Genomic DNA, 24811 nt, shown 5'->3' with positions numbered 1-24811 from the left:
CTCCGTGCAACAATGCAAAGGGTGGGGGTCTCCGGAATACCGGAGACCCCCACCCTTCGTGCTTGTCATTTACTGCTTAGACTGCGACGTCGGCCTTGGCGCGGCGGCGAACCACCACAACAGAGGTGATGCCGGCTGCCAGTGCGCCTCCGCCAACCAATGACCAGATCATGAGGTTGGAGTCAGCGCCGGTGTTGGCCAGTCCGCTCGTGGAAGCGGAGGTGGAGGTCGAGGTGGTCGTGGAGGCGGGCGCTACTGCGGCGCCTGCCACGGTGACGCTCGAGGTGGCGGTAATGCCAGACTCCAAACCGGTCGCGGTGATCGTGTAGACGCCCGGCTCGCTGATGCTGAGCGGGAGGGCGAAGGCGCCACTGGCGTCTGCACGGGCGGAGAGCTGCTGCGGTGCCAGCGGCAGGATGATCTTGCCGGTAACGCTCATGCCGCGGCCGTTGACGCTTGCGCCCGTCGATGCAGGCTTGGTCCCGGGTGTGACCTTGATGATGAGCCCCTCGCCGGCTTTAAAGCCCTTGCCGCGGAAAACGAAATCCGCGCCCGGGCCAACAACGCCGTCAGAAACGGCGGCGTTTGCGGGCGGTGCCGGGTAGTGATCGGCTGCCACGGCCGGAAATGCGCCGATGAGCGCGATGGAGCCCGCGAGTGTGATTGTTGCAAGTGTTTTTTTCATGTGTCCCCCTGAGACCGTAAATTCCTGTGTCACGCGATTGTGGAGACTTCCGGCCCCCCGAGCGGCCGCGGATTGAAATCTCATTTGATAAGCCCATGCAGAGACTAGCATCTAAAACGAGTGCCACCAAAGTGAATCAAGTCGCTTTACATACTGTTAACGCGGTGTCTACTTGCCGGGAACGCATTCAGCCGGCTTCGTGGGTATGACAACATCTTTGACGGCTTGAACGCTGGGTGTGACAACTACGTTAGGTTCCGTGTGCTGGACGATTTTGCCGAAGGCCAGCTCTACCGTGCTGCTCTGGCCCGGGGCCAGGGCGACGGTGACGGTTCCCACGGGCCTATCGGCGTGGCGGTGGGCGGCGAAGTCGGTCTTTGTGCCGTCCACTGTGGCTGTTTCCACGTTGGCCTGGACAGGACCATAGGCAATCACATTGGTCTGGACTGTCCCGGCCGGCACGCCGAAGATACCTCCGGCGGTGACGTAGGCCGGCAGCGACGTCGCAGCGTCTAAGGGTGCCGTGTTGGTGCTCGTGATGCGGACCTTGACCTGCCCGTAGCCGTCACTGGTGCATTCCTTCACGAGCTGTACGGTCCGCTTGACGTAGTAGTCCATTTTGGCCCCGGTGCCATCGTTGAAGTAGACACCGAACTGCGCGGGTGTGACGCTCTTGCCTGTGATTGATCCGCTGAGTGGATAGTTCGCGATGATGTTCTGTTCCGTAGCCGCGGCGGACCAAACGAGGACTCGGCTCTCCGCCGCTCCTCGCGTGATGCCTCTGATCAGGCCTTTGGCTTCACCCTTGCCGCTGGACATCGCTCCGAAGATTTCCTTGGCAACGCCCGCAAAGTAGGCATCCTGATCTGTTGGCGACGCAATTTTGGCATAGACATCGGACAGCAGAGTTGGGACCACGTTCTTGCCATTCAGCTCTGTAGGCAATCTATCTTTTGCGCGGGACAGGAGCTCCGGGCTGGTGATCTTGACCGGCCCGGTCGCGTCGAGGATATAGCCCAGCGCTACCGGGTCCAGGGAGAGTACGCCGTCCACGTGCTGTCCGGTCTTCCTTTCCCACATGGCCTGCGCGGTGGCTGCGGCGGTGGGGAAGTCAGGGGTCAGGTTGACGTCTTGCATGTACTTGCCGAGTCGTTCGGAATAGATCTGTTGTTGTTCCTCATCCACGGGCAACACTGGTGACATGATGCCGACATCTCCAGCACTGCTTTGTCTACCAAGTGTCAGCTTGCCTTTGTCCAGCGTCAGTATTGCTAGTGCCCCGGGAATGCCGCCTGAGGCGCGAGCCTCTGAATTGTTCTGGATCATGAGCAAGTAGTCCCGCTTCCCATCAGCCCCCAACATTCCAGGGACGATTTGGGCTGCATTCGCGGATGCATCCAGCGCACCCGTCACTGTTTGGAGTTGCTCCCTGGCGCGCGCCAAAGGCTCAGCCACCTGAGGCCACAGATTTCTGGCGTCGATTCCGTCCAGCCGCTCGGCCGATGCCCGCACGGCGTGCGCAGCGGACGAAACGCTAGGGGAAGCCGCTCGCAGGGGTTCCAGGTTCGTCCCCGTGGGGCTGGGGAGGAGGCTGTCCCAGTCGAGGGAATCGAAAACCTGCACTAAAGGGGCAACGCCCAAAGCGGCAACGTCGTCTGCTGATCGAGCCACTTCTGCGACGGCGCTGAAATTTGTACCGATCCAGGGAAGCGACGCCGCTAAGGTCCACAGCGGATCTTCCGCAGCATTGCGGGCGGCGGCCGCATGGGACCGTAGGCTATCCGACGTTTCTTGGGCCTCCTGTGGTCTGCCTCCCGCGATATCGTCTTTAAGTGCGGGGATGAGTTGTGCGGCGGCCTCAAGTTGATCCTTGATGATAGTGGCTCGTGTACCCAACCAAGTCACGACACCAACCAACAGTGCCGCAGTGATGACTAGGCAGGCGCCAGAAATGACGTAACGGCGACGGCGACGGCGGCGCGCTGGATGCGCAGGTGAATCAACCCGATGGCGCTGCTCACCTTCCTCCGGTTCCTTGAAGTTGGGTTCAGTCATGAAGCAGGGTGTCCTTCCCCGACGGGGCATAGGGATAAGACCCGCGAGGGGCCAGTGGTCAAAATGCCGATTTTCTAGTACGCGCCCGTGCTGCGGAAAACAGCCCTAGCGGTTTTCAGGATGATGAGTAGGTCGCCTGCCAGGGACCAGTTTTCGACGTAATAGAGATCAAGGCGCACTGAGTCTTGCCACGACAGATTCGACCGGCCGCTGACCTGCCAGAGGCCGGTCAGGCCGGGCTTCACCAATAGCCTTCGACGGACGTCCTTCTCATAGGCTGCAACTTCGCTCGGGAGAGGCGGACGCGGGCCCACGAGGCTCATAGAACCCGCAAGGATATTGAAGAGTTGAGGCAGCTCGTCGAGGCTGAATTTTCTAAGGAATCTTCCGACCGGGGTGATCCGAGGGTCGCTCTTCATTTTGAAAAGAACGCCGTTGCCCTCGTTTTTATGTTGAAGTTCTACAAGGCGCTGCTCAGCGTCAATAACCATGGACCGGAACTTCAGCATGCCGAAGTGCGCTCCTTGAATCCCGACCCGTTGCTGCTTGAACAGTACCGGTCCAGGATCGGTGAGCTTGAGCAATAGTGCAACGACAATCATGACGGGCGATGAGAGGACTATTAGGATCGCCGAGACAACGATGTCGAAAAGCCTCTTGGCCACACGCTGCCCGCCGTCAAGGGCTGGTGTTGTGACGTGAATGAGAGGAAGGCCGGCCACTTGCTGGGTGTGAATACGCGGACCTGCGATGTCAGTCAGCGCAGGGGCCATAATGAGTCCAACGTTTCGTGCAGCCAGTTCCCACCCTAGGTGCCGGAGAGTCTTTGGGCTCAACTGAACGCCTGCCGAAACTGCGACCGCATCAGCCTTGCACCGGTCTATGGCGTTCAAAATCGCTTTGGCATCTACTTCGTGACCAAGGACAGGTAGCCCGGATTCGGGTTCAATCGATAGCTTCTCATGCGCTCCGGGTGTGTACGCGGCAATCGGAAGATATCCTGCGTGCTTAGCGGCTACGAGGCTCGACGCTAAGTGAGCTACGGCGCTCGGACCGCCCAGGAGCATCAGCCGCGACATGCTCGAACCGCCTTGCCGGTTCACGCTTAGATGTTGTCTGAGCAGCCACCGTCCCAAGATAAGTCCCAGCAGACCGACCGGCAGTGCAACCCCTACATAGCCACGTGCAGTTTCGACCTGGAAGACGTATGAGAATATCGCCACCAAGCCAAAGAGCCAGAGCGAAGCCGCGGCCACTCGCTTGTACTCATCGGGCCCCGAACCCAAAATCCTGCTGTTCCTGCTGTTCCATGCTTCCAACATGAGCCACCAAGCAACGCACAATCCTACTGAAAACCAGAAGTAATTTGGCTCGGCACCTGAGACAACGAAGCTGGGTTCTACTCCGAATCTGATCACGTATGCGCCAGCTACGGACCATATGACCACGAATCCATCCACAAAGCGCAGTGTTCGTGCCGTCTTTACCCGCCAATCCACCAACGCCCCCCCAAAAAAATCCATATCGCCAGCCGCGAGATGCCAGACGACAGGTTACAGCCGGACAAGCCTGTCGCTGTAATTTGCTGCTCCACAGTCTCGCAACGTGCAAGTGTCGGCTAGCTTCCAATTGATACGGCAAGGAGCGGCGCTCCAGAGAAAGTTCCGGAACAGGGAGTGTGTCCCCGGGCAATCCTTACCTCGACCGGAACAAGGTGCCTATACGGGGATACTCCGCTCTTGTTAATGGTCACGACTAGTGCGTCGCGCATGATATCGTCAGGTGCGGCACTGTACATGGGCCTTCGAATAGTGTCAAAAATGGGGGGTTGCGTGCGTCGATCAGTTGCGATTATTGGGACACGGGGATATCCCAGCTATTACGGCGGGTTCGAAACTGCCGTGAGGAAGTTGGCTCCCTATCTTGCAGATTCCGGATGGGACGTCACTGTCTATGGGCGTCCCGGAGCCACGAAAGTGGACGACGCCTCGAAGGATCCCCGGATTCAGACGCCTACAACCATCGGCATTGACTCAAAATCCCTTAGTACGCTCACTTTCGGTCTCTCCGCGGTCATTAACGTTGTCCGAACAAAGCCAGACGTTGTTCTCGTAATGAACGTCGCTAATGGGTTCTGGCTTCCTCTGCTCAAGCTGCGGGGCATCCCCTCTCTTGTTAATGTTGACGGTATCGAGTGGGAACGAGCGAAGTGGGGCCGGCTTGCCAAGGCTCTTTTCAGGAATGGGGCACGTGCCACTGCGCGCTGGGGGTCACGAATGATCTACGATGCGCATGCCATTGCTGCAAGGTGGAAGAGCGAGTTTGACCTGGACGGATACGTGATCCCCTACGGCGGCGACAACCCGGGATCCTTGGAGCCCGTTGAGGGCCTCAAATCCCGCTCTTACGTGCTCCTAGTCGCGAGATTCGTACCTGAAAATTCGATTAGGGAGTTTATCAACGCGGTGGGACTCCTGCGCAAGACCATTCCTGTTGTCATTGTAGGGTCGTCTGGCCACGGTGGCGAGCTCGACGAGGCTGTCCAAGAACTGTCGCAAAACCACTCGAACGTCCGGTGGCTGGGCCATGTGGACAACCACCAGCACCTCCTAGCTTTGTGGCAGCATGCCGGAGCCTACTTCCACGGTCACAGCGTCGGCGGAACGAACCCGGCTCTAGTGCAAGCCATGGCTTGTGGCGCTCCAACTGTTGCCAGAGACACGGTTTATAACCGTGAAGTTCTTCAAGCGGCCGGCATTTTTGTGCAGACCTCACCGCAGCACATCGCAGATACTTTGCACGGTCTGCTCGACGACCCTGTTAGGCAGTCCTGGCTCTCTATCGCGGCAGTGAACCGAGCAGAGGAAGAATACACTTGGGATGCCATTTGCTCGGCCTACGAGAGCGCTCTGCAAGACGTATGCGATGGGGATACCAGCAAAACGGTACTTCCTCGGAAACCCCAACCTTCGATGGCAGCAAAGTGAGAATTTTCCGTGAATCAAACCATCCTTCTCGACCAGTACTCTCTTTCGGAACCAGGTTCTGACCGAGGACTTGGCAGATATGCTGCCATGATGGCGGTCGGAATTACGGAGTTATCAGATGTGGCCGTCGAGAGGCTCATCCGAACCCCCTATGCGCTTAAGGCCCCAGACGCATTCCTTATCCAACGAGATATTTGGAGGTTGCGGCTGGACAGGGGCGTTCCATATCACTCAACTTCGGTCTATCACCTGCCGATAGTCAAAGACCGTCCTTGGATTTGCTCGATTCAGGATGTGATCCCTCTTGATTTAGATGATTATAAGAAACTTGGCATAAAATCCAGAATGTTATTCGCTAACGCAAGGCGTTCCGACATGATTTTGGCTAATTCAAAATATACAAAAAGCCGCATCGCTTCTAGGCTTGGCATTTCCCCAAATCGCATTAAGATCTGCTCACTTCCTATTTCAAAGTCGTTCACTGCTGATGCCTCTGGTGAATCACTGTCCTTCGTAACCCGCCTGTTGAGTGAAGCCGGAATTGACTCTGCACGTCCGTTCGTCGTTGCCCTGGCTGATCTGCGAACTCCGGATCCGCGGAAGCGCTACCACTGGATCGACGAAATCGCAGAGAGCCTAGCCGCGCGCAACGTACCCATGCTTGTGACTGGAAGAGGCATTTCCCAGGAGGACTTTCCAAATAGTGTTGTGGTGCCTCCGCTAACAGATATAGAGCTCTCGGCCTTATATTCGTTGGCCGTCGCAATGTACTACCCAACCGCATACGAGGGTCAGGGGCTGCCGCCCCAAGAGGCCATGGCCTCTGGATGCCCGGTGATCGCGTATAGGAATACCTCTGTCGAGGAGGTTGTAGAGTCCTCCGAGTTCCTTCTGGATGACCCTTTGCCCTGGGAGCTTCAAGTGCTTGCGGATCCCCTGCCGTCAGCCGCTCGGAATGAGGTCGTGTCGAAGATATTGATGTGGACTGACTCACCGGAAGACCTCCTGCTGGCGCGCAGACTTGCTGTGAAGTTGGCGGGAAAATATTCCTGGGAGTCTTTCTCCAGTAGTCTGGAAAATTTTTATGAAAGCTATTTCAAGGGTCGTGCGTTATGAGGATTGTACTCAACGACTTTATAGGTGTTAGGGGCCGGAGCGGCTCCAGCAGAGGTGCAGCATTGATCGCTGCCGCCATTTCTGCAGAAGGCGCATTAGTCGACACTATACGCCCACGAGGTGAACCTAGAACGAAAGTCCTTCGGCTGCTGAACATGATTTTATGGGACTTTGTTCGTATTCCATTTAGATCTAGTCGCTTAAATGCTGATATCGTAATTCATGCAACGAATACAGGTATCTCGTTTGGTAAGGCGAAGTCCGTCGTAGTGTTGCACGATACAATGGTTTTGGACCATCCGCGGATGTTCAATCGCTATTTTGTGATGTATGCCACGGTCTGCATGTGGGCTTCAGTCCGAAAATCTTGGCTGGTTGTTACCCCGTCAGAGCACAGCGAACGACGCATAAAGAGCCGATGGCCAAAAGCGCAAGTGCGTGTAGTTCCCTGGCCCTCCTATTCGGAGGAGGGAATAGCACAGTCAGTGGAGGGACTTCCTTCGAGTCCACTGAGTCAGACGGTACTCGTGGTTTCTTCTGTAGATCAACATAAGCGACTTCCGCTGGCTGTCGAGGCTGTACGTGCTGCCAGAGTTCAATCGGGCAAGGACCTGAAGCTCGTGTTTGTTACTCGGCCAGGCAATGATGATGCCCAGTTTAGGGCGAGTGTCGCTTCCTCGGACCCCGAACGACAGTGGATAAGTCTTCACTCCGGAGTCGAAGATGAGGCGTTGACCCTCCTATACAGACAGGCCCTTTGCGTTCTGGTTTCTTCAGTTGATGAAGGATTTTGCTTGCCCGCGCTGGAGGCGAGCGCGAACGGTGTGCCAGTCGTGCATACAAATAGAGGCGCCCTTCCTGAGGTTATACCCCGGAGTCACCTACCCAGCTCGGACTTAGCTGATGATGGCGACCTGCTCAGCAAACAAATCATCGAACTACTCGATGATGAGACTTGGCGAAAGTATCGTGATGCAGATCGCTTGCATTCAGCCAAATTTAGTAAAAGCAATTTTACCGAGAAGTGGGCATCTGTTTTGCGCGAGTCGGAGAAGAATTGAATATCACAATAGTCCATGGAAGCAATGACACTTATGGTGCGAGTCGTGTGCTGATCCATGAGATCAAGTGCCTGATTTCACTTGGACATTCGGTCCACCTTCTTGTTCCATCCTCAGGTCCGTTGAATGATGAAGTTGCCGGTCTAGGTTCTGAGGTACAAATAAGCGTGCATCCCAAGTTGCTCGTCTTGCGGCGCTCGAACTTGACTCATATACTGCGATCACCAAGGCTCCCGCATGCTATGCGGACTGCAGATGTCGTAGTCCTGTGGACCCTAGCCGTTTCTGCCTATGTTCCCTTGCTTCGTTTGACCCGCCGGAAATTTTACGTGGCTGTTCACGAGTTACTCGAAGATCGTCGAGCCAGACTGTTCTTTGCGATGTTGTTGGTTGGGTCGTTCCCTTTGACTACATGCAGTAAGGCCACATCAGCGTGGCTACGTTCGTTGGGAGTGAGGGAGTCTCGAATCTCTGTCACGTATCCGGTGATTAACATTCCGGCTCAACGTAATCATAGAGATACGGTTCTGGCAGTCAGCGAAAACGCCAGACAAACATTTACTGTTGCAGTTTTTGGAAGGGTCAATGGCCATAAAGGCCACCTCGAAGTTGTAGAGGCCTTCGGCCAACCGTCAATGTCCGACCCGGACTGGCGCCTAGTACTTGCCGGCGCACCGTTCCCGGGCCAGGAGTCGGCATTAGATGATGTCCTTCAACTCGCATCAATGGATTCACGAATCTCATATTTGGGAGAGCTTCGTTCAATGGAGGAACTCGGTGACGCTGTAGATTTAACGGCAGTATTTCCGACGAAGCCGGAGCCGTTTGGTTTGGTACCTATAGAGGCGTGGTCGTTCGGTATTCGCAGCGTAGGATATGGCGACGGCGGCGCCGCAGAAGTGCTTCCGATGGTGGGTGGGACCGCGATTGAACGCGGAGCTGCCCCGGCCGCGGCGATCGCTTCTGCGTTGGTGGTGGAAAGGCGGACTTGGGAGCTAAAGCCAGACCTTCCTCCGGTGGATGAAGTTGCATCCAAATTGTCTTTCGAGAATCGAGTTAACAGCCTTAGCGGTGTCTTAGCCGCCTTGCGTTCAGGGGCTGCTAGTGACTAAAGGTAGCTGTCATAGGGACTCGAGTTCGGGAGCAAATTGTTTTTGCTGTCACGATCGCCTGGGTGAGATATTAGTTGATTTGTCATGACTGATATAACTAACATTTTTGTACTTCTTCTCGTGGCCATGGCAGCCGTCTATTTCATATCTTCGAATCGCCGCATGGCATTGTTGATAATTATTGCCGCGTTCGTCACACGACCTACATTCGAAATTTCCGGTTTGACCGTCAGGCTTGAAATGATTGTGGGTGCCATGACGCTACTGCGACTCATCCACGACGGGCTTGGGAGGAAATCCCAGAGATTTTCGAGTGGTGTTCGATGGTCGTTGAGCTTCACGCTGGCTTGGATCGCCTTCGCTGTGGTGACATCTCTCAACGTGCCGCCATATCCTCAGCGGTCTATGACAGTGCTTATCTGGTGCTTTCTCAACATAACAACTGCAGTTTGGATAGCTCGGACGCCAAGTTCCTGGTATTGGATTCTGCGTTGGGGAAGTTCAGCGGCGTTATGTTGTTCTGTTCTCGCCATTGTGTTCTGGCTTGGGTCAACCTCACAGATTTTCAATTTCGGTGTTCAGGTCGATCCAACTTATGGGGGATATGCGGCCTATGTATTCTCTCTGGAGGCTAACATTCTTGCGGGATTGCTCAGCCTGTGGGCTCTGGTCGCGGTTTCGAACCCCATGGGTGCAGTCCCGCAGTGGATCAGATTGACATTAGCCTTTTCCGCACCAATGGCCATCCTAACTACTCATACGCGAGCGGCGCTCGTTGCATACCTGGTGGGCCTAGTGGCTTGCTTGATACTGAAACCTGCGGCACGAAGGGTGGCGGTGGCGTCAATTGGGGTTGGTGGTCTGGGGGCGTTGCTGTTGCTTCTTGGCGGGGGTGACTCGGGCTTCAGCAAGTTCATGGGAGTCTTCGACATCGACGAAGGAACGGGGGGACTACGCAACCGGGTCGGCAACGTGGCCATTGCAGAATGGTGGTCGTCGCCAGAACGAATGATTGGTCTGGGATGGAACAGCTTCGGTCAGAGACATATTGATGAGACGCAAGCTGCACTCTCACTTCCCGGATACATCGGGAATCTTCCGATTCAGATTCTGTATGATTCCGGTATTGTTGGTGGATGTCTTGTCGTTTTGTCTGTGTTAGCGATTGCGGTGGCGTTGTGGCGAGTGCGGAGATTCGATGGATTGGCGGTCTTTCTGCTGCCGTATATTCTCTTCTCTATTGCGACCATGGTTTTGTGGCTTCTTGAAACATGGATATTTGTAGGCTTGGCGTGGGGGTTGTGCGCAAAGTACGGAGCTATTCAGGGATCTAGGTTGAGCCAGGGTGGCTTTGGAACCGCTCCGGAACCAGAGACGAAAATCGAATATGCGACGTAAGTTCGTCCGTGACGGGGCCCTTCTTTTCTCCGGTGAAATCGTTTCAAAACTGCTGGCTTTTTCGGTTTCTTTTGTTCTGGCGCGACAGATTGGCCTAGAAGCCTTGGCTCTCCTCGCGCTTGCCCAGTCAATAGTTGCGTATGCAACTGTGGTAGGCGACGCAGGACTTGGGACCGACGCAGTTCGAAGAATCTCTAACGGGGAATCGGCCGAAGCTGTAGTGACTCAGACGGCGCGCGTTCAAGTAATGTTTGCGCTGCTGGCCAGTTTGGTGGTTGTGCCCATCGCCGTTTCTCAGACCGACTCAAGCGTGGCGATCGGGGTTTCGTTAGTGCCGATTTTTTTTGCGGCATCGGCGACTTACGTTCTCTCTGGCCGGCTCGATGCAAAGAATCTCGCAGTGTCACGTGTGCTCGGCAATGTCGTTGTTTGCGTGGCTGGCATGACATCTGTCTTTTTGGGTTATCCCATAGGTGTGATTGCATTTTCTTACAGTGCGGGTGCCATGGCCTCGATGCTGTACGTAAACTACATTGCCGGGGTACGAATCAAAGACTTTATAGGCCCCTTGCCGTGGCGAGCACTCAAGGCCACGAAGTCTAAGTACCTGGCCCTCGCGTCGTACACGCTGATTGTCCACGCTTATTCGTCTGCCTTGATTATTATGGCCCAGAACTTTGGTGGCGGCTCGCATCTTGTTGAGGTCGCTTTGTCGACGCGTGTGCTATTGCTCCTGTTCATCCCAGCCCAACTTCTGGGCTCTCTTCTTCTGCCTCGTTTTTCCCGCGGGACCGTTTCAATGAAGATTATGGCGGCATGCATTGCTGCGGCCCTGATTTTCGGTGCATTGATGTCAACTGCCGTACATCTCACTGCGCGTTGGTTCGTACCTCTCATGTTTGGCCCTGACTCGCAAGGTAGCGTCGCGTCCATTGAGCAAATTTCACTCCAACTTCCTCTATTTCTCGCAAGTACTGTTCTAATCGCATATTTCCTTGCGGCGGCCCGCTACGGGCTGCTGGCTCGCCTTTACTTTCTCGCTCTCCTGGTTCAGATTGCGATTGGCTATCTTTTGCGCGATTCTGAGGCCGCAGTCTTCGTTCTGAGTGTTGTATTTAGTGAGTGGATATTCGTTATGTCGTTGTTAGTGGCGCTTCTCATGTCCGGGTCAAGTCCCCGGCCAATTAAGGAAACGGTGAAGATCAGGCGCGCCTCGATTCTTGCGGGAGACCCAAGCCGGACCTAAACGGCGTGCTTGCCGAGGCGCAGACCGATGGAGACATTCGCGGTCTCGTGGTTTGCGATCACCTTTGCTGGCTCTTCGTGGTTGATGGGGAATTGAGTTCGTGTCGTTGAAGACAAGGGGGCCCGTGGCCCTGTTGGGATGAGTGTGTCTAAGCATTCAACCTGGAACAGGACCACGAGCCTTGATCGAGCCTACCGGGGTCGCAGCCGACGCTGCCACCATCCTTTTCAACCTGCCCGACTACCACGTCATTTCCACCACCATCACTGCCGGCCGCCGGCAGGTCATCGTTGAAACCGACCAGCCGCCGGGCTGCCCAAGCTGCGGTGTGATCGCGTCCCGGCGGAAAGAGCGCCGGCTTCAACGGCTCCGCGATGTTCCCGTTGCCGGGCCGGTGGAGGTGCTCTGGTCCAAGTACCGCTGGTACTGCGAAGAAGTGGCGTGTGACCGGCTGTCGTTCTTTGAATCCACGCCGCAGGTGCCGCGCCGTGCCCGTTCGACGGGCCGGCTGCGGGACCAGCTCGTGGACGCGGTCATTCGCTCTGGCAGGGCTGTGTCCGAGACGGCTGCCGGTTTCGCCGTGTCCTGGTGGTTGGTTCGTGCGGCGGTGACCGAGGCCTGCTTGCTCAGGCTGCCCGATGTGGACAAGCTCAGTCCGCGGATGCTGGGCATTGATGAGCACCGGTTCCGGTCCGTGCGCTACTTCCAGGACCCGGGAACGAAGGCGTGGACACGGTTCGAGCCGTGGATGACAACCATCGTGGACCTGGACACCGGTCAGGTCCTGGGCGTGGTCGACGGCCGCGATCACAAGGGTGTCGGGGACTGGCTGTTCGCCCGCCCGCTGGAATGGCGGCTGGCCGTGCAGGTCGTCGCGATCGACCCCTCGGCGGCGTTCCGTAAAGCGTTGCGGATGTGGCTGCCGCGCACGGCAGTCGCGGTTGATCATTTCCACCTGATCTCGTTGGCCAACCAGGCCATGACCGAGACTCGGCAGAACCTCTCCCAACAGGTCAAGGGCCGCCGCGGCCGGGCCATCGACAAGGCCTGGGCGCACCGCATGCTCCTGCTGCGAGGCGGCGACAACCTCAGTTGCAGGGCCGCCCTCCGACTCGAGGAAGTGTTCACCCTGGACGATCCCACCGGCACCTTGGAGGCCGTCTGGAAAGTCAAGGAACAGCTCAGGGCACTGGTCCGCACCGGTTCCCTGGAAGACGCCGCGGTGGCCAAGAAGGTGCTCGAGGAGCTGGTCAAGGCAGCCGGACGGCCGGAAACCAACAGGCTCTACCGCACCGTCTGGCGGTGGTGGAAGGAGATCGAAGTCCTCATCGTCACCGGCGCCACCACCGGCAAGGTCGAAGCCAACAACACCGGAATCAAGCACATCAAACGCACCGCCCGCGGCTACCGCAACGCAGGGAACTACAAATCGATTATTCTCATGAGAAGTGCCGTCCGGACGGCGGCATGACACTCATCCGGGAATCAATTTCCCCATGAACCTTGAAGAGCCCCTTTGCTCCGCCCAATCGCGGTCAACTGGTGGCGGATTCAACTGCGAACGCGGGATCTTCCGGCTGCGGGGACCGGGGCGAAGGGGCTCTTCAAGATGGGGAATTGATCCGTGTCGTAGACAAAGACGGGGCCCGTGGCCCTGCTGGGATGAGTGTGTCTAAGCATTCAACCTGGAACAGGACCACGAGCCTTGACTGAGCCTACCGGGGCGGCGTCCGACGCTGCCACCAGCATCTTCAATCTGCCCGAGTACCGTGTCATTTCCGCGACTGTTCTGGACGACGGCCGGCGCCGGGTCATTGTCGAAACGGATCAGCCGCCGGGCTGCCCCAGTTGCGGTGTCGTGGCGACGCGGCGGAAGGAACGACGCTTCCAGCTGAGTATTTGAAGGTTTGGAAGCCACTCGATATTGCCTTTCGGGGCCAGTGATATTGCCGGTGGGGGCCAGCGGCCGGGGTTGTGGGGGGCCACCGGCCCCCACCGACGTTTTCTTAGTGCTTCATGGTGGCGTGTTGGCGCATGTTGTGGTTGCCAGTATCGACCCAGATGGTGTTGTGCACGATGCGGTCCATGATCGCATCGGCGTGGACCCCGGAGCCGAGCCGCTGGTGCCAGTCTTTCTTGGCGTACTGGGTGCAGAACACGGTTGATGCTGTGTCGTACCGGCGTTCCAGCAGTTCCAGCAGCATGCTGCGCATGCCCTCGTCGGGGTGGTCGAGAAGCCATTCGTCGATCACGAGCAGGGTGAAGGCCGCGTACTTGTTCAGGAATTTGGTTTGTCCCTGTGGCTTGTCCTTCGCCAGCGCCCAGGCTTCCTCAAGGTCGGGCATGCGGACGTAGTGGGCCCGGATCCGGTGCTGGCAAGCCTGCTTGGCCAGGGCGCACCCCAGGTAGGACTTCCCGGATCCGGTGAATCCCTGAAACACGACGTTCTGCTGCCGTTCTATGAACGAACAGGTGCCGAGTTGGGCGATCACGTTCCGGTCCAGGCCACGCTCGTCCACGAGGTCGAGCCGGCGCAGGTCCGCGCCCGGGTAGCGTAGCCCGGCGCGCCGGATCAGTCCCTCGATCTTGGCGTGGTTGAACCCGGAGTGGGCCTCGTCCACGACCAGCCGGAGCCGTTCCTCGAAGGCCATGCCGAGTACGAGCGTCTCGTCCTGGGCCTCGAGCGCCTCCAGCATCGGGGCGGCACCCATCTCGCGGAGCTTGCGTTTGGTTTCGATATCGATCCCGCTCACTTGGCACCACCTGCGTAGTATTCGGCGCCGCGCACGTATCCGCCGTGTTCGACCGGTTCATCCCGTGGTGGCCTGAGCCCGGCGGCCTTGTCCTGCTCGGTGGCCAGGATCGGCTGCAGATGCGCATACCGCGGGGACCGCACCCGGCCTGCCAACGCAAGCCGGCAGGCTGCCTCGACCCGTTCGGCCGAGTAGCGCCGGGAGAGCCGCAAGACGGAAAGTGCCGCGTCCAGGCCCTGCTCGTCTACCGGGACGGACTCGAAGATCCGGTTGACCACGGTCACCGCTGCCGGGCCGATCCGTCCGGCCCACTCCCGCACCCGAGGTGCATCCCACTGCCGGTATCTCTCGCCGGCGGGCAGGTCGGCATCGTTGGTGCGGTACTCGTTGGCCGCGCCCTCGGGCAGCAGCAGGTGGCTGGTCAGCCGTTCGGTGCCCCGGTAGGCCTGAATCACCCGATCGGTGATTCGCAGGTCCACCGTGGTGCCGATATTGGCAAAGGGCACCGAGTAGTAGTTTCTCTCCCAGACCACGTGCCCGTTCCGGCCCACCCGGCGCCCGTAGACCCACCTGCTGATCTCGTAAGCCGCCGCCGGCAACCCCGTCAGCAGCGGCTGCTCCTCGGCTGCGAACACGCTGGCCCTGGACCCGGGCCGCTTCTGGAACGGCTCCGCATTGTAGGCCGCCACCCGCACGATGATGGCGGCCCTGAGTTCCGGCAACGAGGTGAACTGCCGCTGGCGCAGCCCGGCGATGATCCAGGTAGCGACGTGCGCGACCGTGTTTTCCACGCTCGCCTTATCCTTCGGTGCTCTGACACGTCCGGGCAGCACCGCCGCCGAATAGTACGCCGCCATCTCGCGGTAAGCGTCATTGAGCACGACCTCGCCCTCGCGGGGATGCTTGATGACACCGGTCTTCAGATTGTCCGGCACGATCCGCGGCACCTAGCCCGTGAAGGCCTCGAACATCGCCACGTGGGCCCGCAACCAGGTGTCCTGCTTCATGTCCAAGGCAGGTTCAACGAACGCGTACCGGCTGAAAGGCAGGCATGCCACGAACAGATACACGGTCCTGGCCTTGCCCGTGACCGGATCGGCCAACTGCATCGTCGGCCCTGACCAGTCGACTTCCACCGTCTGCCCGGCTTTGTGCCCGACGCGGGATGCCGCCCCCGTTACCAACACATGCCGCTGGTAGGTCCTGCAGAACCGGTCATAACCCATCACCGGCTCACCGGCGGCGGCGCATGAATCGGCGTACTCGCCATGGAGCAGCTTCAGCGTCACCCCGACCCGGGCCATCTCCCGGTGGACCTGGTCCCAGTCCGGCTGCGCGAACACGCTTTGATGCTCACCGCGGCCCGGGAACAACCGGGCATACACCTCGCGGTCCGAGCTGTCGGCGATATCGTCCCAAACCACACCGGCCGCATCGGCAGCCTCCAGCACCGCCGTGATGCTCTTCCGCGACATTCCCTGCGATGCCGCGATCGCCCGCCCGGACAGGCCCTCGGCGCGCAACTGCAACACGAGCTTCGCTCTGATCTTCCGTACCATTGATGATTACTCCTTCCGCCGTGCGCCCTATACACACGACGGAAGGAGCCTAAACTTGGTGGCCCCCAAGCACGCCACTACCGGCACCCAAGACCGCCAATGCGCGCTCTGCCCACCGGCCCCCAAACACACGACAGATGGACCCCAAAAGCGCAAATATTCATCCAGCGGATCCGGGACATCCCCGTGGCCGGCCCGTTGGGGGTCCTCTGGTCCAAGTACCGCTGGTACTGCGAGGAACCCAAGTGTGCCCGGCTCTCGTTCTTTGGATTCACTGCCCAGGTCCCGCGCCGTGCCCGATCCACCTCCCGGCTTCGGGGCCAGGTTGTTGATGCGGTCATCCGGTCCGGGCGGGCCGTGTCCGAGACGGCGGCGGCGTTCGCGGTGTCGTGGTGGATGGTTCGCGCCGCGCTGACCGAGGCATGCCTTCTGACTCTGCCGGACGTGGACGAGCTCAGGCCGCGGATGCTGGGGATCGACGAGCACAGGTTCCGGTCCGTGCGTTATTTCCGGGACCCTGACTCGGCATCGTGGATCCGGCATGAGCCGTGGATGACCACCACCGTGGATCTGGACACCGGGCAGGTCCTGGGCGTAGTCGATGGCCAGGACCACAGGGGCGTCGGTGACTGGCTCTTCGCCGGCCCGCTGGCCTGGCGGCTGGGAGTGCAGGTCGTGGCGATCGACCCCTCGGCGGCGTTCCGGAAAGCGTTGAGGATGTGGCTTCCAAGCACCGCTGTCTCGGTCGATCATTTCCATCTGGTCTCCCTGGGGAACCAGGCCATGACTGAGGCCCGCCAGAACCTGTCCCAGCAGGTCAAGGGCCGTCGCGGCCGCGGCGTGGACAAGGCTTGGGCCCACCGCATGCTGCTCCTGCGGGCCGGCGACACGCTCTCGGACGAGGCAGCGCACCGGCTGGATGAGGTCTTCGCCGCCGACTGACGCGACCGGCAAGCTGCAGGCTGTATGGAAGGTCAAAGAGCAACTCAGGCTTCTGCTGCGCATCAATTCCTTGGCCGACGCGCCAGCGGCGAAAGAGGACCTCAAGGTGCTCGTGGACGCCGCAGGTCGGCCGGAGACCAACAAGCTTTACCGGCCCTGCGGCATCGCCGCCGACCCCGCCGGAGCCCGCAGAAAACGAACCAGCTATCCACCCAGACCCCCAACCACGACAAACACCGACACCTCAGGTGTCAACGAAGCCCTGAGACATCAACCGTCCACGAAGTCATGAGACATGACAGCGTTTGATTGCGGTAGGAACTGCCGTGCACTTGAAAGTGATGACGTCGTTCGGTGATCCGTCCACCTGCGCCTACACCGAACGGAGCACGATAGGAGGAATAGCGGCCCTTCGAAATCCGCCGCTGACTCATGCGCGGCATCGCCAGATATTCCTTCCGCCCCGACACTCACGGTTTGGTCCGCCACCTGAGGGAGGAAAAGGAATGGGAATGCTTCAGGCTGCTACCGCCGATGAGTGCCGGGAAAGACGCTCGGGGCCCGTGTCGAGCTAGGCTCTTCAAGGGCATCACTTTGCCACACGCCGACGTCTAGAGATGCATCCCCTTCACGAAGGTGCGACGAACCGCTCGGTTTGAATGGTTTGTCGGAGCTGTGATAGGCATATTCGTACGCGTCGGAGGCCTTGGCCGGTAGCCGGTTCAATACGGCGCCGAGAACAGTAGCCTTGACTAAATCCAGCGCACTCAATGCCTTCTCAATGTCGTTTTTCTTGACCTTCTGCGCTCCAACCACAAGCACAACTCCTCCGACGTGTTGGGCCAAAACGGCGGCGTCCGTAACAGGTAGGAGTGGCGGTGCATCAATAATAATTGTATCGAATGAGGTTTCCAGACGCTGCAGGAGTCGATCCATCTGATCTGACCCCAGTAGCTCGCTCGGGTTGGCAGGTATTTGACCAGAGGCAAGAACGTACAGTTGGTCAGTGCCCCAAGGCTGGAGAACATCCATTACATCGGTCTGTCCGACCAGGGCAGTTGTGAGTCCCGCATTTCGTTCCAAGCCAAGGTATTCACTAACCATTGGTCTGCGCAGATCAGCGTCAATCAAGCAGACCGTCTCGCCGGCCTGAGCTAAGGAAAGAGCAAGATTGGTTGCAGTCGTGCTTTTGCCCTCGCCAGGCAATGACGACGTTACCAAAACAGTTTTTGCCTTACCGGAAATATTAGCGAACTGAAGGTTTGTACGAAGTTGCCGAAATGACTCCGCTCGAGGACTTTGGGCGAGAGTTTGCGTCAGGAGCGGTTTCTTCATTGCGTCCTGATCGAATGCTATTGTGCCCAAAATGGGAGCATCTGAAGTCTTACGGAAGTCTTCCTCCCCGCGAATACGGTGATCGAGGGCAGTTCTCAGCACGGCGATGCTCAAGCCAACGACCAGGCCGGCAAAGAGCCCCAAGATGAGATTCAAGCGCGTGTTGGGCGCCGAAGGTACGGACGGAGCAGTGGCGGGGGTAATAACCGAGAGGCTTACCGGAGTGGTTCCACCTGCCCTGGGCCGTTCCAGCGAGTCAAGACCACGGATAAGGCTATTGGCCACTGCCTGTGCGATAGCCGCAGCCTGCACGGGCGATGCATCGTCAACTTCGATATCGATCAAAACCGTGTTCGGGTCGGATTTTGCCCTGATGCGAGGTGCCAGTTCCCCAGGGGTTTCAGTTAGGCCCAGGGCATCGATAGCGGGCTGCAAAATCACGGGGGTGGTCACGGTCTTGACATAAGACTGAACGCGCGCCTGGCTAAATGTGTTGCCTTGTTGGAGTTCGGTTACGGTGCCTGAACTCTGGATCGCAACGAAAAGCTGAGTGGCAGAGGTGTAGGTTGGCTTCACCAAGATGGAGGCCGCTCCTGCAGCCATGAGACCGGCTAGGACTGATGCAATCAGGAGAACCCAGTTGCGACGCAGAATGCGTAGATAGTCGTGCAAATCCAAACCGGGGTCCCCCTGTGTGATAGCTGGCGTATGCCGATTGGCACGCAACCCGAACTGCAATATTCGTGCGCTAGTGGCAATTATAACGTGACATCTAAGCCTGCTGCAGACGGTCCGTCTGTCGGGGCAGTTGGAGCGATGCTCATCGGAGTCGCCCTGAGTCGACGACTATGTTCTCGTCCCTTCGGAAACGGCATGTGACATCTTAGTCGCAGGCATTTGCCCTGGAAATTCTTCGTGCACGCCCGCGCGTAACTAAATCCTCAAACCCCAAGCACGCCAGCGGTTTCTGAATCCTCAAGCACCAGACACGCTAGAGCGTATCCACGTCTTCAAACACCAGGAATGTCTGGGTGTCCAGGACCCCGGGCATGGACTGCAGTTGGTCAAAGATCACCCGGCGCAGGTCAATGTTGTCCACCGCGCGCACCAGCAGGATGACGTCGAAGTCCCCGCCCACCAGCGCAATATGGTGCACCTCGGGGATGGCGCGCAGGAGTTCGCGGAGTTCGCGCCAGGAATGCTGGCGCACTTTTAGCGTCACATAGGCCGAGGACTTGAGGCCGGCCTTGATCGGATCCACCAGCGCGGTGAACTTGGTCAGGACGCCTTCTCCGGTCAGCCGGGCAATCCGCGTGTACGCGTGCGCGCGCGAAATGTGGACGTTCTCCGCTACCTGCGTCACGGACATCCGGCCGTCCCGGGTCAGCTCCGCAATGATGTTCCGGTCCACATCGTCCAGCGGCATCGCCGCCTGGTCCGGCTCAAGCTCTGCCATTCGTCTACAACTCCCGCCGGTAATCCAGCTCACACTTACGATTCGTCTTCCAGATTAGGCCAAATTCGTTGACTTCTCCATGATTTCCGACGGGGCTGGATACGAAACATCGGCTGACCGCATACTGGGAAAGATAAGTGGCTACAGAAGGACGGACCAATGACGATCTCCGCAGACCACGCTGCGCACCAGCCCGCTCCAGCGGAGCCGGGACCGGCGGATGCCGGACCGAAGGACGCAGCCAGCGAGGCCGTGCGCAAGTTCGGCATCACGGTGGAGGACTACATGCTCCCCGCCCGCCACCAGATCCAGATGGTCGGGCCCGACGGCACGCTGAACCCCCACACAGAGCAGGGCACTCAGCCCGGGCACGAATACAGCCTGCCCAGCGACGCCGAACTCCTGGCCGCCTACGAGCAGCTCGTCATCGGCCGCCGCGTCAACGACCAGAACTCAGCACTCGTCCGGCAGGGCCGCATGGCCGTCTACCCCTCCAGCCACGGCCAGGAGGCCTGTCAGGTCGCCGCGGCCCTGTGCCTCGCCGGGGGCGACTGGATGTTCCCCACCTACCGCGACTCCGTGGCCGTGATGGCCCGCGGCGTCGACCCCGTCCAGACCATGACCCTGTTCCGCGGCGACTGGCACGGCGGCTACGACCCCGCCAAACACAAGGTCGGCATCCAGTGCACCCCGCTGACCACCCAGCTGCTGCACGGCGTCGGCGTGGCCCACGCCGCCAAGCTACGCGGCGAGGACACCGTGGTCCTGGCCATGTGCGGCGACGGCGCCACCAGCGAAGGCGACTTCCACGAGGCCCTGAACTTCGCCGCCGTCTTCCACCTGCCCGTGGTCTTCTTCGTCCAGAACAACCAGTACGCCATCTCCGTGCCGCTCGCGCACCAGTCCGTCGCGCCGTCGCTCGCCCACAAAGCCGTCGGCTACGGCATGGCCGGCGAACGCGTGGACGGCAACGACGTCGTCGCCCTGCTCGCCGTCCTGGGCCGTGCCGTCAAGCTCGCCCGGGAAGGCTCGGGCCCGCTGCTCGTGGAGGCCCACACCTACCGGATGCAGGCGCACACCAACGCCGATGACGCCACCCGCTACCGGCAGGACAGCGAAGTCGTCGAATGGGTGGCCAAGGACCCGCTGAGCCGGATGAAGACCTACCTGACGGACCGCGGCATCCTCGACGACGATCGTGCATCCAGGATCGCCGACAAGGCGGAAGCGGTTGCCACGCAGCTGCGCGAAGGCCTCAGCGAAGAGGTCCCGGTGGAGCCGCAGGACCTCTTCAAGTACGTGTTCTCCACGCCCACCCCGCAGCTGAAGGAACAGTCCGCCATGCTCGCCGACGAACTCGCCCGTGACGCCGCATCCACTTCAGCCGCATCCACCGCAAGGGAGGCCGGGAAATGAGCCCCACCGTCACCACGTCCTCCGAGGCCAACGGCAACGTCAGCGCCGCCACCGCCCGCGCGGCCGCCGGGGCTGCAGTTGAGGCCGAAAGGACCGGCCCGCAGAGCATCACGCTGGCCAAGGCCCTGAACACGGCCATGGCCGATGCCATGCACGCGGACGAGTCCGTCCTGGTCTTTGGCGAGGACGTCGGCATGCTCGGCGGCGTCTTCCGCATCACGGACGGCCTGACCAAGACCTTCGGGCAGAGCCGCTGCTTCGACACCCCGCTGGCCGAATCCGGCATTGTGGGCATGGCCGTGGGCATGGCGATGAACGGCATGCGCCCTGTCATCGAGATGCAGTTCGACGCCTTCGCCTACCCGGCCTTCGAACAGATCGTCAGCCACGTCGCCAAGATGCACAACCGCACCAAGGGTGCCGTGAAGCTGCCCATGGTCATCAGGGTCCCGTACGCCGGCGGCATCGGGGGAGTGGAGCACCACTGCGACTCCTCCGAGGCCTACTACGCCCACACCGCCGGACTGAAGGTCTTCACCCCGGCCACCGTGGCCGACGGCTACCGGATGCTCCGCGAAGCCATCGACTCCGACGACCCCGTCATGTTCATGGAGCCCAAGAAGCTGTACTGGTCCAAGGACCAGGTGGACCTGGACGCGCTGCGCGCCGAGCACGCCGCGAACACCGAACGGGGCACTTCCTCCGAGGGCCGCGCCGCCGTCGCCCGCCCCGGCACCGACGCCACCCTGATCGCCTACGGGCCGTCCGTCCCGACGGCACTCGCCGCCGCTGCTGCCGCCGCCGAGGAAGGCCGCTCGCTGGAGGTGATCGACGTCCGATCGATCGTGCCGTTTGACGACGAAACCGTCTGCGCCTCGGTCCGGAAAACCGGCCGCGCCGTGGTCATCGCCGAGGCCCACGGCTTCGCCTCGGTGGCTTCGGAAATCGTGGCCCGGGTCCAGGAACGCTGCTTCCACCACCTGGCCGCGCCGATCCGCCGCGTCACCGGCTTCGACGTGCCGTACCCGGCACCGAAACTCGAGCACTACTACCTGCCCGGCGTGGACCGCATCCTCGACGCCGTTGACGACCTCCAGTGGGAAGACTGACCATGAGCGAACCGCAAGTATTCCTCCTCCCGGACCTCGGCGAAGGCCTCACCGAGGCGGAACTCGTCAACTGGCTCGTCGCCGTGGGTGACGAGATCCGCGTGGACCAGCCGATCGCCGAGGTCGAGACCGCCAAGTCCATGGTGGAGGTGCCCTCTCCGTACGCCGGCACCGTGGCCGTGCTGCACGGCGAGCCCGGCCAGACCCTCGACGTCGGCAAGCCGCTGATCTCGGTGACTCCTATCGGTGCCTCCGGGGCCGCGCTCACCGCCGCCCCGGAGGCCGCACCTGCCGACACTCCGGCGGCTGAGCCGGCCGGGACGGAGGACGCCGCGGCCGAGGTGTACCGCGAGGAGGAGAAAGCCGGGTCCGGGAATGTCCTCATTGGGTACGGAACCCCCGGCGGGCACGGGGTTGCCCGGCGGACCCGGGCACCTAGGGGGACTGCCTCGGTAGCTGCTCCGGTGGCCCGGGTGTCGGAGGCCGAGAAGGCATCCGATGACCTGTTGCTCCTGCGCACCCGGGTTCCCGGGAAGCTGGGGGCCGTTATTTCTCCGCTGGTCCGCCGGATGGCGCGCGATCATGGGGTCGATTTGGGGGGACTCCAGGGGTCGGGGGCCAGCGGGCTCATCATGCGGCGGGACGTCGAGGCCGCCATCAACCCGGCCCCTGCGGTGGCGTCCCCGGTAGCAGAGCCTGCCGACCTGCCGGTTCCGGCGGTGCCGGCGGTCCCCGCCATGGCATCCGGGGCTGCCGATGCCCGCACCGGGCTCGGCATTACCGGCCGCACCGCCGTGCGGGGCGTGCGGAAGGCCGTCGCGGCGAACATGACGCGCAGCCGCTCCGAGATCCCCGAAGCCACGGTGTGGGTGGATGTGGACGCCACGGCGCTCGTGGAGATGCGTGCGGCGTTGAAGAAGTCGGACCCGCACAACACGCCGGGCCTGCTGGCGTTCATCGCCCGGTTCGTCACTGCCGGGCTGAAGAAGTACCCCGAGCTCAACACCAGGATCGTCACCACCGAGGACACCACCGGTGGAGCCAGCCAGGAGATCGTGGCGTTCGACGGCGTCAACCTCGGTTTCGCGGCACAGACCGACCGCGGACTGATGGTGCCCTCGGTGCGCAACGCGGACAAGCTCAGCGCCCGCGAACTGGACAGCGAGATCCGCCGGCTCACCGCGGTCGTCCGCGAGGGCAAGGCGACCCCGGCGGACCTGGGCAGCGGCACGTTCACGCTGAACAACTACGGCGTGTTCGGGGTGGACGGCTCCGCCGCGATTATCAACCACCCCGAGGTCGGCATCCTGGGCGTCGGGCGGATCATCGACAAGCCCTGGGTGGTCAACGGGGAGCTCGCGGTCCGCAAGGTCACCGAACTCACGCTCACCTTCGACCACCGGGTCTGCGACGGCGGCACGGCCGGCGGCTTCCTCCGCTACGTCGCCGATGCGATCGAGAATCCGGGGTCGGTGCTGGCGGATTTGTAGCCGCTTTCGGTTAGTGGTGCGACTCCGGCACTTGTCTGATCCGCTGGATTGCTCCCGGAGCCGCCGGACGAGAGGTTGGCGCTGGGCCTGCGTATCGGCGTGCCACGTGCCTGGTCTTTAGTCCCCGAGGCTGGACCACGGGGCCGCAGGCGCCGGGTAGTTTGTTCTGGACGGGCTTCTTGATTTGAATGCGGCCGCAATTTTTTGCGCCCCGCTTTTTTCAAAATCAGCATCCAGGGATATGGTCGCGAATCCGAGTAATTCTCCCTGTTGTGCCACTTTGGGGTCATAAGCCAGGCCTATTACCTGACGGGAGTTGCGAACGCCTAGCAGGCATGCGTGTAGTCGCATAGCAAGCACGGACTTGGACTCGCTGATAACCGCCTCCACCTGACTGGGTGAGCAATCATAGAAAGTGCTCACTGTCGCGGCCAGTCGCGAGTTGAGCTGGTCAAGCAATGTTGAGTCGTCATCGCCAGGGTTTGAGCTCATGGACACGAGCGCTATCTTGGCTTCCGGACCATAGCAGCCATTGATCATCTGCGCGACAGACTCCACAACGGTGGCGTCAATGGGACCTTCGTACCCCTCCACGGGTCGGCGTGGAGAGTGCCAGTTCCGTAGGTTCACGGTCAGGTCATACTCCTGGGCGGCTCTTGGCTGAAGGTCAACACCCCATAGAACAGGGTCATTCACGATATCTATCTGCCGGCTCACTCCGCAGTCTAGGAGCCGGTCCTTTGATGCTTGATCGCGAACGTATACTCTGTGTGCCCCTTGAGCGGCCGCAAGGTATGAGGCCTTCGATGACTCTAGTTGTATCGGCCCTACACCGATGCCTGCGAACGCGTAGGGGGTTCGAAACAGCCGGCAGGCAAGGGCTGCACGCGTGAATGGCCGGTAGAACAGTTTAGCCCTATCGTCCAGAAGGCCACCACCGCCGATTAGGACATAACCTGCCCGGGCAATGTTCCAAAGGAGCCTTAGTTTTGATGGCAGACTCCCGTCCATCGTGAGATGCCGGCTCCCCTCGAGGTTCGGCCGCGGACCCCCGACGATCTGCGTCCGGCAACCTTCCGTTTGCATCCACT

General features: G+C 60.2%; 18 protein-coding genes and 1 pseudogene. 12 read left to right on the top strand and 7 right to left on the bottom strand.

Annotation, left to right across the window (positions count from 1 at the left end):
- Positions 1–76 precede the first annotated feature (76 nt).
- The 3 genes from LDO15_RS17900 to LDO15_RS17890 all read right to left on the bottom strand — a co-directional run bounded on the left by LDO15_RS17900 (position 77) and on the right by LDO15_RS17890 (position 4263).
- On the bottom strand, positions 77–685 hold the full coding sequence (locus LDO15_RS17900) for an LPXTG cell wall anchor domain-containing protein (RefSeq protein ID WP_223980691.1): 609 nt from the start codon (positions 683–685) through the stop codon (positions 77–79).
- Between the two features lie 168 nt (positions 686–853).
- The gene (locus LDO15_RS17895) at positions 854–2740 is read right to left on the bottom strand and encodes a DUF4012 domain-containing protein (protein WP_223980689.1); all 1887 of its coding nucleotides are present in this window, start codon (positions 2738–2740) and stop codon (positions 854–856) included.
- A 74-nt stretch (positions 2741–2814) separates the two neighbouring features.
- Positions 2815–4263 carry a sugar transferase gene (locus tag LDO15_RS17890; protein ID WP_223980686.1) on the bottom strand — a complete coding sequence of 483 codons (1449 nt, stop codon included), beginning with the start codon at positions 4261–4263 and terminating at the stop codon, positions 2815–2817.
- A gap of 222 nt (positions 4264–4485) precedes the next feature.
- Between LDO15_RS17890 and LDO15_RS17885 the strand changes: the two genes are divergently transcribed.
- The 8 genes from LDO15_RS17885 (at position 4486) to LDO15_RS17850 (ending at position 13563) form a co-directional block, all read left to right on the top strand.
- A complete protein-coding gene (locus tag LDO15_RS17885; RefSeq protein WP_346655969.1) occupies positions 4486–5727 on the top strand; it encodes a glycosyltransferase in 1242 nt (413 codons plus the stop codon).
- Between the two features lie 9 nt (positions 5728–5736).
- Positions 5737–6843: a glycosyltransferase gene (locus LDO15_RS17880; RefSeq protein WP_223980682.1), complete on the top strand. Its 1107-nt coding sequence runs from the start codon at positions 5737–5739 to the stop codon at positions 6841–6843.
- Positions 6840–7904 (top strand): glycosyltransferase, encoded by a 1065-nt coding sequence (locus LDO15_RS17875; protein WP_223980679.1) that lies wholly within the window; start codon positions 6840–6842, stop codon positions 7902–7904. The genes LDO15_RS17880 and LDO15_RS17875 overlap by 4 nt, the downstream gene beginning before the upstream one ends.
- Entirely contained in the window at positions 7868–9016 is a 1149-nt protein-coding gene (locus LDO15_RS17870; protein ID WP_223980675.1) for a glycosyltransferase family 4 protein, read from the top strand. The genes LDO15_RS17875 and LDO15_RS17870 overlap by 37 nt, the downstream gene beginning before the upstream one ends.
- 84 nt (positions 9017–9100) lie before the next feature.
- Positions 9101–10414 carry an O-antigen ligase family protein gene (locus LDO15_RS17865; protein WP_223980672.1) on the top strand — a complete coding sequence of 438 codons (1314 nt, stop codon included), beginning with the start codon at positions 9101–9103 and terminating at the stop codon, positions 10412–10414.
- Positions 10404–11660, top strand: coding sequence for an oligosaccharide flippase family protein (locus LDO15_RS17860; protein ID WP_223980669.1), 1257 nt, complete (start codon positions 10404–10406; stop codon positions 11658–11660). The genes LDO15_RS17865 and LDO15_RS17860 overlap by 11 nt, the downstream gene beginning before the upstream one ends.
- 181 nt (positions 11661–11841) lie before the next feature.
- Positions 11842–13131, top strand: coding sequence for an ISL3 family transposase (locus LDO15_RS17855; RefSeq protein WP_223980665.1), 1290 nt, complete (start codon positions 11842–11844; stop codon positions 13129–13131).
- 234 nt (positions 13132–13365) lie between these two features.
- A complete protein-coding gene (locus tag LDO15_RS17850) occupies positions 13366–13563 on the top strand; it encodes a hypothetical protein (RefSeq protein WP_223980662.1) in 198 nt (65 codons plus the stop codon).
- Between the two features lie 103 nt (positions 13564–13666).
- On the opposite strand, the gene LDO15_RS17845 is transcribed toward LDO15_RS17850, so the two are convergent.
- The gene (locus LDO15_RS17845) at positions 13667–14413 is read right to left on the bottom strand and encodes an ATP-binding protein (RefSeq protein ID WP_276572930.1); all 747 of its coding nucleotides are present in this window, start codon (positions 14411–14413) and stop codon (positions 13667–13669) included.
- A pseudogene (gene istA / locus LDO15_RS17840) lies at positions 14410–15972 on the bottom strand (IS21 family transposase). Before istA ends, LDO15_RS17845 begins: the two are co-directional and overlap by 4 nt.
- 99 nt (positions 15973–16071) lie before the next feature.
- Between istA and LDO15_RS17835 the strand changes: the two are divergent.
- Complete coding sequence (locus LDO15_RS17835; RefSeq protein WP_223980659.1) at positions 16072–16914, top strand: transposase; 843 nt, start codon at positions 16072–16074, stop codon at positions 16912–16914.
- A 525-nt stretch (positions 16915–17439) separates the two neighbouring features.
- Here LDO15_RS17835 and LDO15_RS17830 read toward each other — a convergent pair.
- Positions 17440–18927, bottom strand: a complete 1488-nt coding sequence (locus tag LDO15_RS17830; protein WP_223980656.1) for a polysaccharide biosynthesis tyrosine autokinase — start codon at positions 18925–18927, stop codon at positions 17440–17442.
- A 313-nt stretch (positions 18928–19240) separates the two neighbouring features.
- Positions 19241–19705, bottom strand: coding sequence for an Lrp/AsnC family transcriptional regulator (locus LDO15_RS17825; protein ID WP_223980653.1), 465 nt, complete (start codon positions 19703–19705; stop codon positions 19241–19243).
- Positions 19706–19864: 159 nt separating this feature from the next.
- Here LDO15_RS17825 and pdhA point away from each other — a divergent pair, with 159 nt between their 5' ends.
- Genes pdhA through LDO15_RS17810 form a run of 3 tightly spaced genes read left to right on the top strand, consistent with a single transcriptional unit; the run spans position 19865 to position 23720 of the window.
- Positions 19865–21121 (top strand): pyruvate dehydrogenase (acetyl-transferring) E1 component subunit alpha, encoded by a 1257-nt coding sequence (gene pdhA, locus LDO15_RS17820; RefSeq protein WP_223980650.1) that lies wholly within the window; start codon positions 19865–19867, stop codon positions 21119–21121.
- A complete protein-coding gene (locus LDO15_RS17815; RefSeq protein ID WP_223980647.1) occupies positions 21118–22230 on the top strand; it encodes an alpha-ketoacid dehydrogenase subunit beta in 1113 nt (370 codons plus the stop codon). Before pdhA ends, LDO15_RS17815 begins: the two co-directional genes overlap by 4 nt.
- Positions 22231–22232: 2 nt before the next feature.
- On the top strand, positions 22233–23720 hold the full coding sequence (locus tag LDO15_RS17810; protein ID WP_223980645.1) for a dihydrolipoamide acetyltransferase family protein: 1488 nt from the start codon (positions 22233–22235) through the stop codon (positions 23718–23720).
- The last annotated feature ends 1091 nt before the right edge of the window (positions 23721–24811 follow it).

The organism is Arthrobacter sp. NicSoilB8, assembly GCF_019977355.1.
GTDB lineage: Bacteria > Actinomycetota > Actinomycetes > Actinomycetales > Micrococcaceae > Arthrobacter.
The sequence above is the reverse complement of the archived record's forward strand: the minus strand, read 5'-3'. Positions and strand labels throughout refer to the sequence as shown.

Bases quoted from the DNA above. Each gene is read 5' to 3' on its own strand.
- LDO15_RS17900 (WP_223980691.1), bottom strand. From the start codon at position 685: ATGAAAAAAACACTTGCAACAATCACACTCGCGGGCTCCATCGCGCTC.
- LDO15_RS17895 (WP_223980689.1), bottom strand. From the start codon at position 2,740: ATGACTGAACCCAACTTCAAGGAACCGGAGGAAGGTGAGCAGCGCCAT.
- LDO15_RS17890 (WP_223980686.1), bottom strand. From the start codon at position 4,263: ATGGATTTTTTTGGGGGGGCGTTGGTGGATTGGCGGGTAAAGACGGCA.
- LDO15_RS17885 (WP_346655969.1), top strand. From the start codon at position 4,486: ATGGTCACGACTAGTGCGTCGCGCATGATATCGTCAGGTGCGGCACTG.
- LDO15_RS17875 (WP_223980679.1), top strand. From the start codon at position 6,840: ATGAGGATTGTACTCAACGACTTTATAGGTGTTAGGGGCCGGAGCGGC.
- LDO15_RS17865 (WP_223980672.1), top strand. From the start codon at position 9,101: ATGACTGATATAACTAACATTTTTGTACTTCTTCTCGTGGCCATGGCA.
- LDO15_RS17860 (WP_223980669.1), top strand. From the start codon at position 10,404: ATGCGACGTAAGTTCGTCCGTGACGGGGCCCTTCTTTTCTCCGGTGAA.
- LDO15_RS17835 (WP_223980659.1), top strand. From the start codon at position 16,072: ATGCGCGCTCTGCCCACCGGCCCCCAAACACACGACAGATGGACCCCA.
- LDO15_RS17825 (WP_223980653.1), bottom strand. From the start codon at position 19,705: ATGGCAGAGCTTGAGCCGGACCAGGCGGCGATGCCGCTGGACGATGTG.
- pdhA (WP_223980650.1), top strand. From the start codon at position 19,865: ATGACGATCTCCGCAGACCACGCTGCGCACCAGCCCGCTCCAGCGGAG.
- LDO15_RS17815 (WP_223980647.1), top strand. From the start codon at position 21,118: ATGAGCCCCACCGTCACCACGTCCTCCGAGGCCAACGGCAACGTCAGC.
- LDO15_RS17810 (WP_223980645.1), top strand. From the start codon at position 22,233: ATGAGCGAACCGCAAGTATTCCTCCTCCCGGACCTCGGCGAAGGCCTC.